Source organism: Metapseudomonas resinovorans DSM 21078, from assembly GCF_000423545.1.
GTDB lineage: Bacteria > Pseudomonadota > Gammaproteobacteria > Pseudomonadales > Pseudomonadaceae > Metapseudomonas > Metapseudomonas resinovorans.
Genome location: NZ_AUIE01000021.1, coordinates 127,036 through 142,790, shown reverse-complemented (window position 1 = coordinate 142,790; position 15,755 = coordinate 127,036). Strand labels below are relative to the sequence as shown.

Genomic DNA, 15,755 nt, shown 5'->3' with positions numbered 1-15,755 from the left:
CAACACGATGGGCTCATCAGCATTGGGCTTGGTCTTGAAGCGCTCAGCCTGCAGGCGCTTGAACCACAGGCAGAAGCCATTGCGTTCCCAATAGAGGATCTTCACCCGGTTGCGGGTCTTGTTGAGGAAGACAAACAACACGGGGTCGAACACGGCCACCTTGATATCCAGCTCCACCAGGGCCGCCAGACCATCAATGGATTTCCGGAAGTCGACGGGCTTCGGATAGAGGTAGACGGCTTTGACCTTGGCGTCCGGACGCATCATGACGGGGCTCCACTGGGAAAACGGGAGCCCAGCATCCGCAAGCGGACAGTTCAAATGAAGGTGGGGTTTGTGGAGCGCTTACGAAGAATCGCGCCTTTAGCCACATTTCAATGCTGCTGCTACCCGCGAGCATCAATTAGCCTTTGGGAGAAAATGAGCAAGGTTTGTAGTGGGGCACAGCCCGTGTCCATGAGTGTCGACCCCGCACCAGGGTCAAGGATTGATGGGCTCCACGTGGCGATGCCGAAGGTTCTACCGCTGTGCCAGTAATCGGCTCGCTAGAACCTGGACCGAGGCACCGCAAGGTGTCTCGATCTTTACGCAGCTCAAAAACAAAGGCCCCAGGATTTCTCCTGGGGCCTTTTCATTTCTGGCGCATCCGGCGGGATTCGAACCCACGACCCCTGCCTTCGGAGGGCAGTACTCTATCCAGCTGAGCTACGGATGCGTATGGGGGCGCCATGATACTCATCTAGATGCCTGGCGTCCATGCAGTAGCAGCTTGTTCGCAATGTTGAACGATGGTCCTGCATCTGGTCATCTTTGATCAGGATTTCGACAAACAGCACCGACTTTTTGTTGATTTTATCGAACGGGCTATTGCCCTTGGGTTTTCAGCGCCCTAGGATTCCGTTTGAGATTTCAAACGCCCCCTCGCCTTTCCATAAGCCGGGCCGTTCCAATCACTCCGTCCTGGCCAATCCCGTATTGGCTGAAGAACAACAACTTGCCCCGGCACCCGTGAAGTGCCGGTGTGAAGGAGACAGAGATGCAATTGAAAGACGCCAAGCTGTTCCGCCAGCAAGCCTACATCGACGGCACCTGGCTGGACGCCGACAGCGGCCAGACCATCAAGGTCAACAACCCGGCCACTGGCGAAATCATCGGCACCGTGCCGAAGATGGGCACCGCCGAGACCCGCCGCGCCATCGAGGCTGCCGAGCGTGCTCTGCCGGCCTGGCGTGCGCTTACTGCCAAAGAACGCGCGAACAAGATGCGTCGCTGGTTCGAGCTGCTGATGGAGAACCAGGACGACCTGGGCCGCCTGATGACCATCGAGCAGGGCAAGCCGCTGGCCGAAGCCAAGGGCGAGATCGCCTACGCCGCGTCTTTCATCGAGTGGTTCGCTGAAGAAGCCAAACGCGTCTACGGCGACGTGATCCCCGGCCACCAGCCCGACAAGCGCCTGATCGTGATCAAGCAGCCGATCGGTGTGACCGCCGCCATCACCCCGTGGAACTTCCCCGCCGCGATGATCACCCGCAAAGCCGGCCCGGCCCTGGCCGCCGGTTGCACCATGGTGATCAAGCCCGCTTCCCAGACTCCGTTCTCCGCACTGGCCCTGGTCGAGCTGGCCGAGCGCGCGGGCATCCCGAAAGGCGTGCTGAGCGTGGTCACCGGCAGCGCCGGCGAAGTGGGCGGTGAGCTGACCAGCAACCCGATCGTGCGCAAGCTGTCCTTCACCGGCTCCACCGAAATCGGTCGCCAGCTTATGGCCGAATGCGCCAAGGACATCAAGAAAGTGTCCCTGGAGCTGGGCGGCAACGCTCCGTTCATCGTCTTCGATGACGCCGACCTGGACGCCGCCGTTGAAGGCGCGCTGATCTCCAAGTACCGCAACAACGGCCAGACCTGCGTCTGCGCCAACCGCCTGTACGTGCAGGACGGTATCTATGACGCCTTCGCCGAGAAGCTGAAGGCCGCCGTGGCCAAGCTGAAAATCGGTAATGGCCTGGAAGATGGCACCACCACTGGCCCGCTGATCGACGAGAAAGCCGTGGCCAAGGTCCAGGAGCACATCCAGGACGCCGTTTCCAAAGGCGCCAAAGTCCTGGCCGGCGGCAAGCCGCACAGCCTGGGCGGCACCTTCTTCGAGCCGACCATCCTGGTCGACGTACCATCGAGCGCAGCCGTGGCCAAGGAAGAAACCTTCGGTCCGCTGGCTCCGCTGTTCCGCTTCAAAGATGAAGCCGACGTCATCGCCATGGCGAACGACACCGAGTTCGGCCTGGCTTCCTATTTCTACGCCCGTGACCTGGGCCGCGTGTTCCGCGTGGCCGAGGCGCTGGAGTACGGCATGGTGGGTATCAACACCGGCCTGATCTCCAACGAAGTGGCGCCCTTCGGCGGCGTGAAGGCTTCTGGCCTGGGTCGCGAAGGTTCCAAATACGGCATCGAGGACTACCTGGAGATCAAGTATCTCTGCCTCGGCGGTATCTGATCCAAAGACGGGGCAAGGCGCGAAAGAGCGCGCGGCGCCCCAGCTTCACCCTAAAGCGAACGAGCCTCCGGCAAGCCCGCGCAGTCGATCATCGAATGCTGCGCTGGCCCCTACCGGGGGCATTTATCCTTGAGACTGCGCCGCCCGATGAGCGGCCGTGAGGAACTTATGAGCAAGAACGAATCCCTGCTGAAACGCCGTGCCGCTGCCGTTGCCCGCGGTGTCAGCCAGATCCACCCGATCGTCGCCGAGCGCGCCGAGAACGCCACCGTCTGGGACGTCGACGGTCGCGAGTACATCGACTTCGCCGGCGGTATCGCCGTACTGAACACCGGCCACCTGCACCCGAAAGTGATCGCGGCCGTTCAGGAGCAACTGACCAAGCTGACCCACACCTGCTTCCAGGTGCTGGCCTACGAGCCCTACATCGAGCTCTGCGAAGAGATCGCCAAGCGCGTACCGGGTGACTTCGCCAAGAAGACCCTGCTGGTGACTTCCGGCTCCGAAGCCGTCGAAAACGCCGTGAAGATCGCCCGAGCCGCCACCGGCCGCGCTGGCGTGATCGCCTTCACCGGCGCCTACCACGGCCGCACCATGATGACCCTGTCCCTGACCGGCAAGGTGGTCCCGTACTCCGCTGGCATGGGCCTGATGCCGGGCGGCGTGTTCCGTGCCCTGGCTCCGTGCGAACTGCACGGTGTCAGCGAAGACGATTCCATCGCCAGCATCGAGCGCATCTTCAAGAACGACGCCCAGCCCCAGGACATCGCCGCCATCATCATCGAGCCGGTCCAGGGCGAAGGTGGTTTCTACGTCAACTCCAAGGCCTTCATGCAGCGCCTGCGCGCCCTGTGCGACCAGCACGGCATCCTGCTGATCGCCGACGAAGTACAGACCGGCGCTGGCCGTACTGGCACCTTCTTCGCCACCGAGCAACTGGGCGTTGTGCCTGATCTGACCACCTTCGCCAAATCCGTTGGCGGCGGCTTCCCGATTTCCGGCGTGTGCGGCAAGGCCGAAGTCATGGACAGCATCGCTCCCGGCGGCCTGGGCGGCACCTACGCTGGCAGCCCGATCGCCTGCGCCGCGGCCCTGGCCGTGCTGAAGGTGTTCGACGAAGAGAAACTGCTGGAGCGCAGCCAGGCTGTAGGCGAGCGCCTGAAGGCTGGCCTGCGTGAAATCCAGGCCAAGCACAAGGTCATCGGCGACGTCCGTGGCCTGGGTTCGATGATCGCCATCGAGCTGTTCGAAGGCGGCGACGAAAGCAAGCCGGCTGCCGAACTGGTCGGCAAGATTGTTGCCCGTGCTCGTGAGAAAGGCCTGATCCTGCTGTCGTGCGGTACCTACTACAACGTCATCCGCTTCCTGATGCCGGTCACCATTCCCGACGCGCAACTCGACAAGGGCCTGGCCATTGTCGCTGAGTGCTTCGACGAACTGGCCTGATTGCTCAGCTAGTGAAAAGAGACCCGCTCCGGCGGGTCTCTTTTTGCCTGGATGATAGAGAGTGGCACGGGCTGCAGCTCGACCTTGGTCTACACCACTATCCGCCGCCCAGGCCCCGGTTTAGACTTCCCGGCTTCGATTCATACGACGAATCCGTCCTGCGCTTCTGCCGATTCCCGGCTCTGCATGGTTCGTCACGGATGACCCACCCGCCACTCGAGGTATCCATGCCCACCGCCGCCCAGGTTCCGGAAATCCTGATTGCCGAGGCCGACCCCTGGACGTCGGATTTGCTCGCCCAGCTCGTCCTTGATATCCGTGGCGATGCCAAGGTGGTGCAGGTGGCCGATGGTCGCGAGGCCCTGGCGCGCTGCAAGCGGCGCCTGCCGGAGCTGGTGATTGCCGATGGCGAACTGGCTGGGATCGACGGCGTAGAACTGCTGCGCCAGTTGCGCCGCCACCCGCGTACCCCGGCGCTGCCTTTCGTACTGATCAGCGCCCGCGTGGATGCTGCCAGCGTGCGCGCCGTGCGGCCGCTGGCGCCCTCCGCCTACCTCGGCAAGCCCTTCAACGCCGCCAAGCTGCGCAAGCGCCTCAGCAGCCTGCTGCCGGCCGGTGATGCCGCTGCGGCGCGAAAGGCACCTGCGTTGCTGGTGAACAGTCTGAAGGAGTACCTCGACAGCGTCCGCGAGGAAGGCCAGGGCGCGCCCCTACTGGACGACGTGCGCGAAACCGTCAGCCAGTGCCTGCAGGCCGATCAGGTCGACCTGCGCGACCTCGACGAAATCTTCTCCCGCGACCCGCAGATCACTGCGCGGTTGATCGCTGCTGCCAACAGCGCGGCACAGCACCTCGGCATGCCCTGCCAGACGCTGGGTCAGGCCATGCAGCGCCTGGGCGTTACCCGTGTACTCAACCTGGTGCTGGGCATGGCCCTGGAGCGCAATGCGCGGCTGCACGACCCGCGCCTGGCGGAGCTGGCCGAACTGGTCTGGCAGGCCGCCCAGCGCAGCGCCGAGCTGGGCTACTGGCTGGCCAGCGAGCTGGAGCTGGATGCCGAGCTCTGCTACACCGCCGGGCTGTTGCACAACATGGGCGAACTGGCCCTGCTGCGCAGCCTGCAGGACTGGCAGGATGCCGGCGGCAGCCTGAGCAATGAAGAGCTGCACGATGTGATGAAACGCCGCTCGGCGGGCTTTGGTTCCGCCTTGCGAATCCGTTGGCGGCTGCCCTTTGGCCTGCGTGAACTGGTGGCTGCGTTCCACGGGCTCGGCGCTGGCGTGTTCTCCCGCGAAGCCCTGGTGCTCAACCTCTGCGCCGCGTTGCTACGTCTGCCGAGCGGAGAGGATCTCGCACTGCTTCTGGATGAACGGGCCGCGAGGCTGTTGCGACTCGACCCCGCCGTGCTGAAGCGGCTGCCGCAACGCCTTCTGCCCTGATGAGGCTAATGGCCTACGGCACGGTCATTGACTAGCCTGCGCAAAGGCTCGTCAGTCTTACGAGCCCTCCCGGTGCTACCGGGGAAGCTGCAGCGGAGCTGGATGCCGAGGCCTCGCATGGCGGATATCCAAAGGGCGAGGACGCCAGCCGCCTGGCGAGGCACAAGGCGGCGCACATGCTCGGCCTCGACGCCGCGCTGCTGGCGTCGTTGCCGAAGCTGACTTCGTCGAGCTAGGCCAGCGCTTCCTCGACGAAGTCCAGCCGATCCTGGCCGAAGAACATTTCCTCGCCGACGAAGCAGGTCGGCGCACCGAATACGCCGCGCTTCACCGCTTCTTCGGTCGCTGCCTTCAACGCGTCCTTCACTTCCTGATCGCCCACCAGGGCCAGCAGCGCCTCCGGGTCGAAGCCGGCGGCCTGGAGAGTCGCGCCCAGCACGGCGGGGTCGCCGAGGTTGCGCTTGTCCTGCCAGAGGGCGCGGAACATGGCATCCAGATAGGCCTCGAAGCGCTCCGGCTGGCGCATTTGCACGCCAATGGCGGCGCGCATCAGCGTCAGCGTGTTGATGGGGAAGAAGGGGTTGAAGTGCATCGGCACGCCATAGCGACGGGCGAAGCGCTGCATGTCGATCATGGTGTGCCGCGCCTTGGCGGGAACGGCGGCGGGCGAGGCGTTGCCGGTCGCCTGGAACACGCCGCCCAGCAGCATGGGGCGATAGCGCAGTTCGGCGCCATGACGGGCGCAGATGCCCGGCAACTGGGTCCAGGCCAGGTAGCTGGCCGGGCTGCCGAGGTCGAAGAAGAATTCGACGGTTTTGGTCATGAGGTGCGTTCTCGTCGTTGGTTATCGGCTAAGGCCAGGTAGGAGCGAGCTCGCTCGCGAACGAGGCCGTGCGGGGGCATTTCGCGAGCAAGCTCGCGCCTGCGGGGTCACCAACGCTCCATCCATGGCCGCAGATCAAGCTCGAACGTCCAGGCATCCCGCGGTTGGCTGTGCAGGTACCAATAGTTCTCGGCGATGTGGTCGGGATCGAGGATGCCGTCCTGGTCCTTCAGCGCGTAGCGCTCGGGAAAGTTGTCGCGGATGAAATCGGTATCGATGGCACCGTCCACCACCACGTGGGCGACGTGGATGTTCCGCGGGCCGAGCTCGCGGGCCATGCTCTGGGCCAGGGCGCGGATGCCGTGCTTGGCCCCGGCGAAGGCCGCGAACCCGGCGGCGCCGCGCAGGCCGGCAGTGGCGCCGGTGAAGAGGATGGTGCCGCGCTCGCGGGTGACCATGCGCCGGGCGACTGCCTGGCTGGTGAGGAAGCCGGAGAAGCAGGCCATCTCCCAGATCTTGAAGTACTTGCGCGCGGTTTCCTCGAGGATGCTGCAGGGCACGTTGGCGCCGATGTTGAAGACAAAAGCTTCGATCGGGCCGATGTCACGCTCGATGGTTTCCACCAACTCGGCGACTTCCTCTTCCTTGCGTGCATCAGAGGCAAAACCGTGGGCCTCGCCACCTTCGGCGCGGATGGCGTCCACCAGCGGCTGCAACTTGTCAGCGCTGCGCCGGGTCACGCAGGCGACATAACCCTCGCGGGCAAAGCGCCGGGCGATGGCACCACCCGTGGCATCGCCGGCACCAATTACCAGTACGACTTTCTTGTTCTCGGTATCGCTAGCCATGCTGTCCACCTTTACTGAACGATCGTTAGCTGAACGGACGTTATGCTATGCTCGCCAACGCGTCAAGCCAGTCCACCGGAGGTCGTCGTGCGTTACTCAGCCACCCACAAGGAAGAAACCCGGCAGAAGTTGCTGGAAAGCAGCGGTGCCATCGCCAAGCGCGGCGGCTTCTCCACCACCGGCGTCGACGGCCTGATGAAGGCCATCGGCCTGACCGGTGGTGCCTTCTACAGCCACTTCCCGTCGAAGAACGACCTCTTCACCGCCATCGTCCAGCGCGAGCTATCCCAGAGCCTGATCGGCCATGTCGCCCGTGGCGAAGGATTCTGCCGCGACAAGCTGGAGCGCTGCCTCGATCGCTACCTGAGCATGGCCCATCTGCAGAACCCCGACTCGGGCTGTGCCATCCCGACGCTCGGCGCGGAAATCGCCCGCGCCGATCTTTCCGTGCGTGAGGAGGCCGAGCACTGGATGCTGCAATTGCAGCGTGCCTGGGCGGAAATTCTCGAAGACGGCGAGCTGGCCTGGGCGATGATTTCCCAGTGCGTTGGCGCCCTGGTGGTCGCGCGCATGCTGGCCCGCGAAGAAACCCAGGCCGAAGTCCTGGACGCCAGCCGCGGCTTTCTCGGCCGGACGCTGGATGACCTGCTAGAGAAGTGACTGCTCGGCGCAGACGCTGAGAATCTGCTCCCGCAACCAGATGTTCGCCGGGTCCTGGTCGAAGGGCTGGGCCCAGAGCATCTCCAGGGAAAAGCTCGGCAGGTCAGGCAGCGGGCTGGTGGTGGTGCGAGCATCGCCCAGCAGCGCGTGGACCCGAGCGGGTAGCACCAGCAACAGCTCGCTGGCCGGAATCAGTTGCAAGGCGGCCAGGTAGTTGTTGGTCCGTGCGGCGATTTGTCGGGAGCGGCCCTGCTGCTGCAGCCAGCCATCGATCATGTTGCGCTCCGAGTCCCAGGGTGTGGGGAACACCTGGCGCCGTGCGCAGAACGCATCCAGGTCATCCACCGCCGCGCTACCGGCGGCGCGGACACAGAGCAGGTCGTCCTTCAGCAAGGCCAGGCTGACCAGGCCGGGGTGGGCGCGGTGCTGGTGCGGGCCGAAGCCCAGGGCCAGGTCCAGTTCGCCCTGTACCAGCGCATCGACGGGGATCTCCCGGCCAAGGCGTAGGACCTCCAGGCTGATGGGGTATCCCGCCTCGCTCAACCGGCGCAGCAATGGCGGCAGGATCAGCAGCTCGAAATACTCCGGTGCGCAAAGGCGGAAGGTACGCGGCGCCTGGCACGGGTCGAAGGCGCTGGCTTCGCTGAAGCAGGCGTTCATCAGCTCGATCATGCTGCGGGTGTGGGGGCGCATGGCCATCGCCTTGCGGGTGGGGCGCATGCCGCTGCGGGTGGCGATGAACAGTTCGTCGTCCAGGGCGCCGCGTAGCTTCTTCAGGCTGTAGCTGACGCTGGAGGCACTGAGATTCAGCGCCTCCGCCACGTCGCCCAAGTGCTGGCGCTCGTAGATTTCGAGGAAGACCAGCAAGTCCTGGATATCGATCTTGCGCAGTCCATTGGCGAGCAGCATGGCGGGGATCCTTTGAGCGGGAGCGCCATCAGAACCTGCCCCGATCGACATGGCAAGCCACTCAGGCTGTCGCCGTGCGCGCCGGGCTCAGGCGCGCCAGCCAGAGCATGCCGAGGACGATCAGCACAGCGCCGGCCCAGGCCAGCGGCGCGGGTGCCCGGTGCAGCCAGAAGCTCTGCAGCAGCAGGGCGAACAGGCCGCTGAGGTAGCTGTAGGCGATCACCGTGGCCGGGGGCAGCCAGTGGATGGCCCGGTGCAGCAGCCAGAAGGTGGCCAGGGTAGCGGTCAAGGCCAGGTAGAGCAGCCAGCCGATGTCGCGCAGGGCAATGCCTTGCAGCCCCTCCCAGCGCTGGCCCAGGGTCGCCGTCAGGGCCAGCAGCAGGCCGCCGGCCAGTAGGTTGCCGCAGGCCAGGGAGGCGGCGCTGCGCTCAGTACCGAGCCAGGGTTTGAGGCGCTGGCTGAGTGGGCCATAAATGGCCATGGCCAGGCAGCCGATGCCGTAGAGGCCATAGGCGTAGGCGTCGAAGTGGGCGTTATCGAGCCCGAGCAGTGCCAGCGCGCCGAGGGCGGCGACGAGGGTTGGCCACAGTCGTTGCAGCACCGGCTTGCCCAGCAGCATCCGCTCACTCCCAAGCGTCAGCAGCGGCACGCTGACATAGAGCAGCGCGGTGTCCAGTGCCTTGGTGTGTTTCAGTGCCTCGAACAGGCTGCCGAAATAGAGCGCCAGCAGCCCGCCCAGCACCACGTGGGCCAACAGCGCGCGCCCGTTGGGAAGTCCGGGGCGGCGCAACAGCAGAAAGGGCAGGAACAGGCCGCCCGAGAGCAGCAGGCGCAGTGCGGTCAACGGCAGGGCGTCGAGTGCGGGGTTCACCTCGGCGGCGGCAAAGAACGAGAGCGCCACCAACAGTGCCCAGAGCAGCATCGAGGCGTGGGCGTTGAAGCCTGGAGAGAGGGACTGGCGCATGGTGGGGCTCCGTCTGTATGCAGGTGGCCATTGCGCCAGCGCGGCGATTTCCCGGCAAATCAGAAAGTCGAGAGTGGATTCGGGAATTTGAATTGCCCAGCATGGCGCTAGAGTTATCCACACGCCCGTCTGGAGATGCCCGTCATGGGTCAGGATCAATCGCCGCTCGCCACCCTCGCCGGACTGTGCGCCTTGCTGCTGGCCGCACCGGCCCTAGGCGACTCCCTCGCTGCCGCCAGCCGCGCCAGCCTGCTGGAGGACAGCCACTTCGTGCGCGACGCCGCGTCCGAGCGCATCCAGCAGATTCGTTTCTCCTTCCGCGAACCGCCGCTGGAGGAGGGGCAATCACCCGCCTGGGCGCGCGCCTTCGGCAGCCATGGTTCGGTAGACGCCGACCACCGCGCACCGCGCCGGGAGCGTGATGTCGGTGGGCTGCTGCTGGGTAGCGAACGCAAGCTGGGCAATTGGCTGGTCGGTGGAATGGGCGGCTACTCGGCAACGTCGGTGGAGGTGCAGGGCGCGGACGCGGATATCCACAGCCTGCATCTGGGTGCCTATGCCGGCACCAAGGTCTACAACCAGATCGGCGTAAAGCTGGGGGCGGCCTGGAGTGGTCATGATGGTGACCGGCGCGCCGCCGATGCGAACAGTGGTCAGGTATTCGGCGAGCTCAGCTACTCCCTGGATTTCCGCGACTTCAGCGCCGAGGGCTTCAGCGAGCTGGCCTATGTGCGGCTGGACAGTGATTCACAAGCCGCCATCGACAGCCAGCGCGACGAGATCGGCTACAGCACCTTCGGCCTGCGAGGCACCACGCGTATCGAGCTTGAATCGGGCCGGCGCCTGACTGCACGCATCAGCTCGGGCTGGCGTCATGCGTTCAGTGACAGTCGGTTGGAAGACGAGAGTGGTGCCGCCGTGGCACTGACCCGGGACGCTTTCCGCCTGGATATGGGGCTGGACTACCAGTTCACCGACCAGGCCTATGTAGGGCTGTTCTACAACGGCACCTACGCCGAAGACGCGCGGGACAATGGGCTGACGGCGCGGCTGAGCCTGCGGTTATGACCTATGTAGGATGGGTTGAGCCTGCGAAACCCATCAATCCGGCGATGGGTTTCGCTCCGCTCAACCCATCCTACGAGAGAGCCCTGAATCGCGTCGTGCTCAGATTTCCTGCATATCGAAGTCGTTCTTGCCGACGCCACAATCCGGGCAGATCCAGTCATCCGGCACGTCGGCCCAGGGGGTGCCGGCCGGGATGCCCTCGTCGGGCCAGCCCTTGGTCTCGTCGTAGATCAGGCCGCAGACCACACAAATCCAGGTTTTCATGCCGCTACCTCATGCTTGCAGCTGTGCTCGGGGAAGGCACGCGCCCGGAGGCGCGCGTTGTCGCTATCATAGGCGCGGTGCTGGGTCGCCGGTGCCCTAACCAAGGGTGGGTTGGGCCGGTTGCGTGGCCGCCTGCTCCTTCGGATTCCAGCGGTTGGCGCGGGCGAAGGTGCCGAAGTCGTTGAAGCGAACGCCCATCTCGCGCATCACCTTATGCGCCACTGGCGCGGTCATCTGGCGGATGTAGAAGGGCTCCTTGACCACGAAGTGGTGGATGGCATGGGTGCTGCCGAAGTTGAAGCAGAACGCCTGCAGCGGCCACATCCACCAGGGGTTGAGCACCTGGGTCTGCTGGATCACGTTGCCCAGTTCGACATCGCCGTAGTAGTGCATGTTGGAGCTGACGAAGTGCAGGCAGAAGGTGCGCAGCACATTCGGGCCTACCAGCACCACGACTGCGATGTTGACGAGGTGCATCGCTTCCAGGGTTCCAGCCGACCAGGCGATGGGCGCATTCAGGGCCCAGGCCAGGGTGTCGATGGCGTGGAAGCCGAGGAAGACGTACCAGGTGCCCCAGTTCAGCAGCGCCAGCGGCGCGTAGACCTTCAGGGTGCGCCAGAGGATGCTGCGCTTGTGCGCCCAGGTCTTGGCTCGCAGCATGCGGATCAGCGAGGACATCACGTTGTCGCCCACCATCAGCAGGCGCGCCAGGCCCCAGGGTTCGCCGTTGGTGATGGCGCGCTCCTCCATGTCGGTCTCGGTGCCGGACACCTTGTGGTGGTTGAGGTGCAGGTGACGGCGAATCCAGGGATTGATGGTGCTCGGCCGCGCCAGCCAGACCAGCGCCATCATCAGGTTGTGCGGCATCTTGCGCTTGCGGAAGTACATGCTGTGGATCAGGTCGTGCTCCAGCTCGTGGGTCAGCGACGCGAAGAAGGCATTGAGCAGCAGGCAGGCCCACCAGGCGATCTGCTCGTTCAGGTAGAGCAGGGCGGAACCGACCATGCCGGCCAGGGCGAAGGCGAGAATGCCGGCGCCGATGGCGTCCTGATGTTTCAACACGGGGTAGCGCTGGCGCAGCGCGTTGCCGCGGGCCATCACCACTTCACGAATATGCGCTGATCGCTGCTGGTCATTCAGCGTGCGGGGGCTTGCAGGCGTGGTGGACATGCTTCCATCCTCTTGTTGGAGATGGTTCTACTGTGCCGTTCCGGGCCGTCGCCGCGCCCGACCGAGCACGCCAACCTGTTGACCGGATACGCCAACCTGCATGAGCGAACCCACCACCCTCGCCAGCTGGACCCGTGCCCTGCGCAAGCAGCTGGATGCGCTTGGGCTCGACAGCGCCGACCTGTGCCGCCAGGCCCAACTCGACCCGGCGCTGATGGACGACCCCAATGCGCGTTACCCGCTTTCGGCCACCACCCGGCTCTGGGAGCTGGCGGTAGCAGCCAGCGGCGACCCGGCCCTGGGCTTGAAGATATCCACCTACGTCAGCCCCACCACCTTCCACGCCCTGGGCTATGCCCTGGTGGCCAGCGCCAGCCTGCGGGAAGTCTTCGAGCGCATCGTGCGTTACCACCAGGTGGTCAGCGACGCCCTGGAGCTGGACCTCAGTCGCCAGGGCGAACGTTACCTGTTCCGTCTGCGGGTGCGCGCCGACGGTATCGAGCCCGCACCGGAAGCGGTGGACGCCTTCGTCGCCATCTATGTCCGCACCTGCCGCAACCGTATCGGTCGTGACTACGCGCCGCTGGCCGTGTACCTGCGCCGCCCCGAGCCCGCGGACCCGCAGCCGTGGCACGACGTCTTCCGCGCGCCGCTGGTGTTCGGCGCCGATGAGAATCGGCTGGAGTTCGCAGTGGAAGATTTCGAGCGACTGCTGGACGACGCCAACCCCGAGCTGGCCGAACACAACGAAGCGGTGCTCAAGCGCACCCTGGAGCAGCTGCAGCAGCCCACCTGGTCGCGCAGGGTGCGCGCTTGCCTGGAGGCTCAGCTACCCAACGGCGAACCCTCCGCCGAGCGCATCGCACAAACCTTGCACCTCAGCTTGCGCAGCCTGCAGCGACACCTGGCCGATGAGGGCTGCAGCTACGAGCAACTGCTGGGCGATACCCGCCAGGCGCTGGCCCTGTCGCACATGCGTGACCCACGCTGTTCCATCAGCGAGGTCGCCTACCTGCTCGGTTTCGCCGATACCAGCAGCTTCAGCCGCGCCTTCAAGCGCTGGACCGGACAGAGCCCCAGCCAGTACCGGGACAGCCTGTTGCGCTGAACTGGTAGGGTGGGCTTCAGCCCACCATTGGTCCCTGCCGGTGGGCTGAAGCCCACCCTACAGAATTCACTGCCGACCTAGGGTTTCTGGGCTGCGTGGCGCAGCAGCTCTGGATCGAGGATCTCGATTTCCCCGTAGTTCAGGCGCAGGGCCCCTTGGGCTTCCAGTTCCTTGAGGATCTGGTTGGTGGTCTGTCGGGAGATCGCCAACATCATTGCCAACTGCTCCTGGGCCAGGTGAATGACCCGCCGCTGGCTTGTGCCTGCGCCATAGCCCTCGGCGATCATCAGCAACCGTCGCGCCAGGCGCTGGGGCGCCGGCAGCAGGCTCATCTCTTCCAGGGCGATGAAGGCCAGGCGCAGCTTCTGACTCATCAGCAAGGCGAAATCGCGCCAGTGCTCCGGCCGTCGTTGCAAGAGTGCCAGCAACGGTGCCTGGGGCAGGTTGAACAGGGTCACGGGGCCTTCGGCGAAGGCGTCATGGGTGCGCGGCTGGCCGTCGAACAGGGAGATTTCGCCGAACCAGTGCGGTGGCTCCACCAGCACCAGCAAGGCCTCCTTGCCGCTCTCGCTGATGCTGCCGACCCGGATCGCGCCATCTAGCACGGCATAGAGCCCGCAGGGTGGGTCGCCACGACGGAACAGCCGTTGGCCAGGCTCCAGCCGGCGCAGCTGGGCCATGGTCAGAAGGTCGTCCTGCAGGCGTGCCGGTAACTGGCTGAACCATTGGCCGGTGAGCAGGAGATCGCGGTGGTGCTTGAATGGGGTCATGGGCTTTGTCGGCTAGCTGACAGAGGTTGCCTGGGGCGTGGCGCCATTATCGACGCAACTGCCTGCCAACCCGAGGACACAATAATGAAAACCCTCATCGACCAACTTGGCCAGTACGCCGAGTACCACCGTGACCGCCGCAACATCGCCACCCACTTCGTCGGAATTCCGCTGATCGTGGTCGCCGTCGCCGTGTTGCTGTCGCGCCCGGGTACCGAAGCCTTCGGCCTCTGGTTGTCGCCGGCGGCCGGGGTCAGCCTGGTGTCGGCGCTCTACTACTTCCGCCTCGACCTGCGCTACGGCCTGGTGATGGCTGCGCTGCTCGCGCTCAGCCTGTGGATAGGCGCCGCCCTCGCGGTGCAGGGCACTGCCGCCTGGCTTGGCGCCGGGCTGGGGATGTTCGTGGTGGGCTGGGTGATCCAGTTCATCGGCCATTACTACGAAGGGCGCAAACCGGCGTTCGTCGATGACCTGACGGGCCTGATCATCGGGCCGCTGTTCGTGGTGGCCGAACTGGGCTTCCTGCTGGGGCTGCGCAAGGAAGTCGAGCACGCCGTGGAAGAGCGCGCGGGGCCGACCTGCATTCGCGAGAAGAAAGCGGCGGTTTGAGCAATGGTTTCCCGGCACTCACCATTCGACCTGCACGGATTGCGCCCTCTCCCTCTGGGAGGGGGTCGGGGTGAGGGTATTGCCCGCCGCGCGGTATTGCCCATGACTTGCACTTCGCTGATCTTCGCGACTGAGGTCGCTCCCACAACGGCAGAATTACATGTTGTAGGCAGCTGCATTGCCCGTAGGAGCTGGCTTGCCAGCGAATGGCCCCGCTTCGCCGGCAAGCCAGCTCCTACAAAGCTCTTGGCCCGACGGTAAATCTCTCGCAACAGTTAACGTAGGCATAGCGGATGAGTTCGCCCCTACAGGGTTGGTGCCACCAATCAGGGAGCGGGGGGCAGGGCGCCCAGCGCCAGCAACTGCCTGCTCATCGACCGCGCATGACGGTCCACCACCATCGGCGCGTAGGGCCGGCCGGAGGCGCTGACCAGGGCGCTGCTCTGGCTGTTCATATCGCTCAATGCCGCCTTCAGGAAGCTCCAGCGGGTCTTCAGCTTGGCCACAGCCGGGTCGGCCTTGTCATCCAGGGGTGCCAGTTCCTGGTCGATGTCCGGCAATAGCAGACGCTCGTCCTGACCGATGTAGGTGTCGCCGTTCTCGCGGGCGATTTCGAAGGTGCCGATGTAGGCCCGGCTCAGGTACTGCACGTTCAGGTATTCCACCTTGGCCGGCAGATCCTCGACCCCGGCGGCGCCAGCCTGGATGCGGGCGGCGATCAGGAAATCGCGCAGGGCCTTGGCCAGTTCCTGGGGATAGCGCCAGGGCACGTCCTCTTCCTTGTGGCCGAAGGAAACGCCCCGATCGAGTTGGGTAACAAGTGAGTCACGGGTCTTGCGCAGGTCCTCGCTCGGCTCGGCGATGCGCTGGAAGGCGGCGTCCAGTGCCTTGAGGTCGTCGCGCATGCGGGTCGAGTGAGCGTCCTGGAAGCCTTCGCCGCGGAACAGCAGCAGGCTGCTGGTGGCGCGGCAGGCGTGCACCTGCGCGAGTTCCAGCGGTGCCAGCTCGGTTGCGGGTGCAGGCAGGGCGAGGCCTAGGAGAAGGCCCAACAGCGGGTACAGCAGAACCTTGCGGATCATGGCGGGTGCTCCTGTTCTTGTTGTTCTGAGGAGTCGTTGGAGGTGCCGGCACAGCCTACTGTGTCGTGGCCTGGAGGCTATTACCCGAAAGAGTGATTTGCTGTGGGGCG

16 protein-coding genes and 1 tRNA gene are annotated in these 15,755 nt (G+C 64.9%); 7 read left to right on the top strand and 10 right to left on the bottom strand.

Annotated elements, in window-relative coordinates; all coding sequences use genetic code 11:
- Positions 1 to 267 (bottom strand): IS66 family insertion sequence element accessory protein TnpB (gene tnpB / locus G559_RS0115785; protein WP_036997471.1); only part of this gene is annotated, 267 nt, incomplete at its 3' end.
- A 371-nt stretch (positions 268 to 638) separates the two neighbouring features.
- Positions 639 to 715: transfer RNA gene (locus G559_RS0115780), tRNA-Arg, on the bottom strand.
- Positions 716 to 1,036: 321 nt separating this feature from the next.
- On the opposite strand from G559_RS0115780, the gene gabD reads away from it, so the two are divergent.
- From gabD to G559_RS0115765, 3 genes are all read left to right on the top strand, one after another.
- Positions 1,037 to 2,488 carry an NADP-dependent succinate-semialdehyde dehydrogenase gene (gabD, locus tag G559_RS0115775; protein WP_028629163.1) on the top strand — a complete coding sequence of 484 codons (1,452 nt, stop codon included), beginning with the start codon at positions 1,037 to 1,039 and terminating at the stop codon, positions 2,486 to 2,488.
- A gap of 168 nt (positions 2,489 to 2,656) precedes the next feature.
- Positions 2,657 to 3,934, top strand: a complete 1,278-nt coding sequence (gabT, locus tag G559_RS0115770) for a 4-aminobutyrate--2-oxoglutarate transaminase (protein ID WP_028629162.1) — start codon at positions 2,657 to 2,659, stop codon at positions 3,932 to 3,934.
- Between the two features lie 227 nt (positions 3,935 to 4,161).
- Positions 4,162 to 5,373: an HDOD domain-containing protein gene (locus G559_RS0115765; RefSeq protein ID WP_028629161.1), complete on the top strand. Its 1,212-nt coding sequence runs from the start codon at positions 4,162 to 4,164 to the stop codon at positions 5,371 to 5,373.
- Positions 5,374 to 5,605: 232 nt separating this feature from the next.
- Here G559_RS0115765 and G559_RS0115760 read toward each other — a convergent pair whose 3' ends face one another.
- Positions 5,606 to 6,196, bottom strand: coding sequence for a 2-hydroxychromene-2-carboxylate isomerase (locus G559_RS0115760; protein ID WP_028629160.1), 591 nt, complete (start codon positions 6,194 to 6,196; stop codon positions 5,606 to 5,608).
- Between the two features lie 107 nt (positions 6,197 to 6,303).
- Entirely contained in the window at positions 6,304 to 7,044 is a 741-nt protein-coding gene (locus tag G559_RS0115755; protein WP_028629159.1) for an SDR family oxidoreductase, read from the bottom strand.
- 87 nt (positions 7,045 to 7,131) lie between these two features.
- Between G559_RS0115755 and G559_RS0115750 the strand changes: the two genes are divergently transcribed.
- Positions 7,132 to 7,704 carry a TetR/AcrR family transcriptional regulator gene (locus G559_RS0115750; RefSeq protein WP_028629158.1) on the top strand — a complete coding sequence of 191 codons (573 nt, stop codon included), beginning with the start codon at positions 7,132 to 7,134 and terminating at the stop codon, positions 7,702 to 7,704.
- Here G559_RS0115750 and G559_RS0115745 read toward each other — a convergent pair.
- Positions 7,693 to 8,613, bottom strand: coding sequence for a LysR family transcriptional regulator (locus G559_RS0115745; protein ID WP_028629157.1), 921 nt, complete (start codon positions 8,611 to 8,613; stop codon positions 7,693 to 7,695). The two genes, G559_RS0115750 and G559_RS0115745, sit on opposite strands and share 12 nt — an antisense overlap.
- A gap of 61 nt (positions 8,614 to 8,674) precedes the next feature.
- Complete coding sequence (locus G559_RS0115740; protein WP_028629156.1) at positions 8,675 to 9,577, bottom strand: DMT family transporter; 903 nt, start codon at positions 9,575 to 9,577, stop codon at positions 8,675 to 8,677.
- Positions 9,578 to 9,721: 144 nt separating this feature from the next.
- On the opposite strand from G559_RS0115740, the gene G559_RS0115735 reads away from it, so the two are divergent.
- Entirely contained in the window at positions 9,722 to 10,645 is a 924-nt protein-coding gene (locus tag G559_RS0115735) for an autotransporter outer membrane beta-barrel domain-containing protein (RefSeq protein WP_028629155.1), read from the top strand.
- 99 nt (positions 10,646 to 10,744) lie between these two features.
- On the opposite strand, the gene G559_RS0115730 is transcribed toward G559_RS0115735, so the two are convergent.
- Together G559_RS0115730 and G559_RS0115725 are read right to left on the bottom strand one after the other, a co-directional pair.
- Positions 10,745 to 10,909, bottom strand: coding sequence for a rubredoxin (locus G559_RS0115730; RefSeq protein ID WP_028629154.1), 165 nt, complete (start codon positions 10,907 to 10,909; stop codon positions 10,745 to 10,747).
- 96 nt (positions 10,910 to 11,005) lie between these two features.
- Positions 11,006 to 12,079: a fatty acid desaturase gene (locus G559_RS0115725; RefSeq protein ID WP_028629153.1), complete on the bottom strand. Its 1,074-nt coding sequence runs from the start codon at positions 12,077 to 12,079 to the stop codon at positions 11,006 to 11,008.
- A 100-nt stretch (positions 12,080 to 12,179) separates the two neighbouring features.
- Between G559_RS0115725 and G559_RS0115720 the strand changes: the two genes are divergently transcribed.
- On the top strand, positions 12,180 to 13,187 hold the full coding sequence (locus G559_RS0115720; RefSeq protein WP_028629152.1) for an AraC family transcriptional regulator: 1,008 nt from the start codon (positions 12,180 to 12,182) through the stop codon (positions 13,185 to 13,187).
- Positions 13,188 to 13,264: 77 nt separating this feature from the next.
- Here G559_RS0115720 and G559_RS0115715 read toward each other — a convergent pair whose 3' ends face one another.
- Complete coding sequence (locus G559_RS0115715; RefSeq protein WP_028629151.1) at positions 13,265 to 13,957, bottom strand: Crp/Fnr family transcriptional regulator; 693 nt, start codon at positions 13,955 to 13,957, stop codon at positions 13,265 to 13,267.
- A gap of 84 nt (positions 13,958 to 14,041) precedes the next feature.
- Between G559_RS0115715 and G559_RS0115710 the strand changes: the two genes are divergently transcribed.
- A complete protein-coding gene (locus tag G559_RS0115710; protein WP_028629150.1) occupies positions 14,042 to 14,566 on the top strand; it encodes an Mpo1 family 2-hydroxy fatty acid dioxygenase in 525 nt (174 codons plus the stop codon).
- Positions 14,567 to 14,892: 326 nt separating this feature from the next.
- On the opposite strand, the gene G559_RS0115705 is transcribed toward G559_RS0115710, so the two are convergent.
- Positions 14,893 to 15,645: a hypothetical protein gene (locus tag G559_RS0115705; protein ID WP_028629149.1), complete on the bottom strand. Its 753-nt coding sequence runs from the start codon at positions 15,643 to 15,645 to the stop codon at positions 14,893 to 14,895.
- Positions 15,646 to 15,755: the final 110 nt, after the last annotated feature.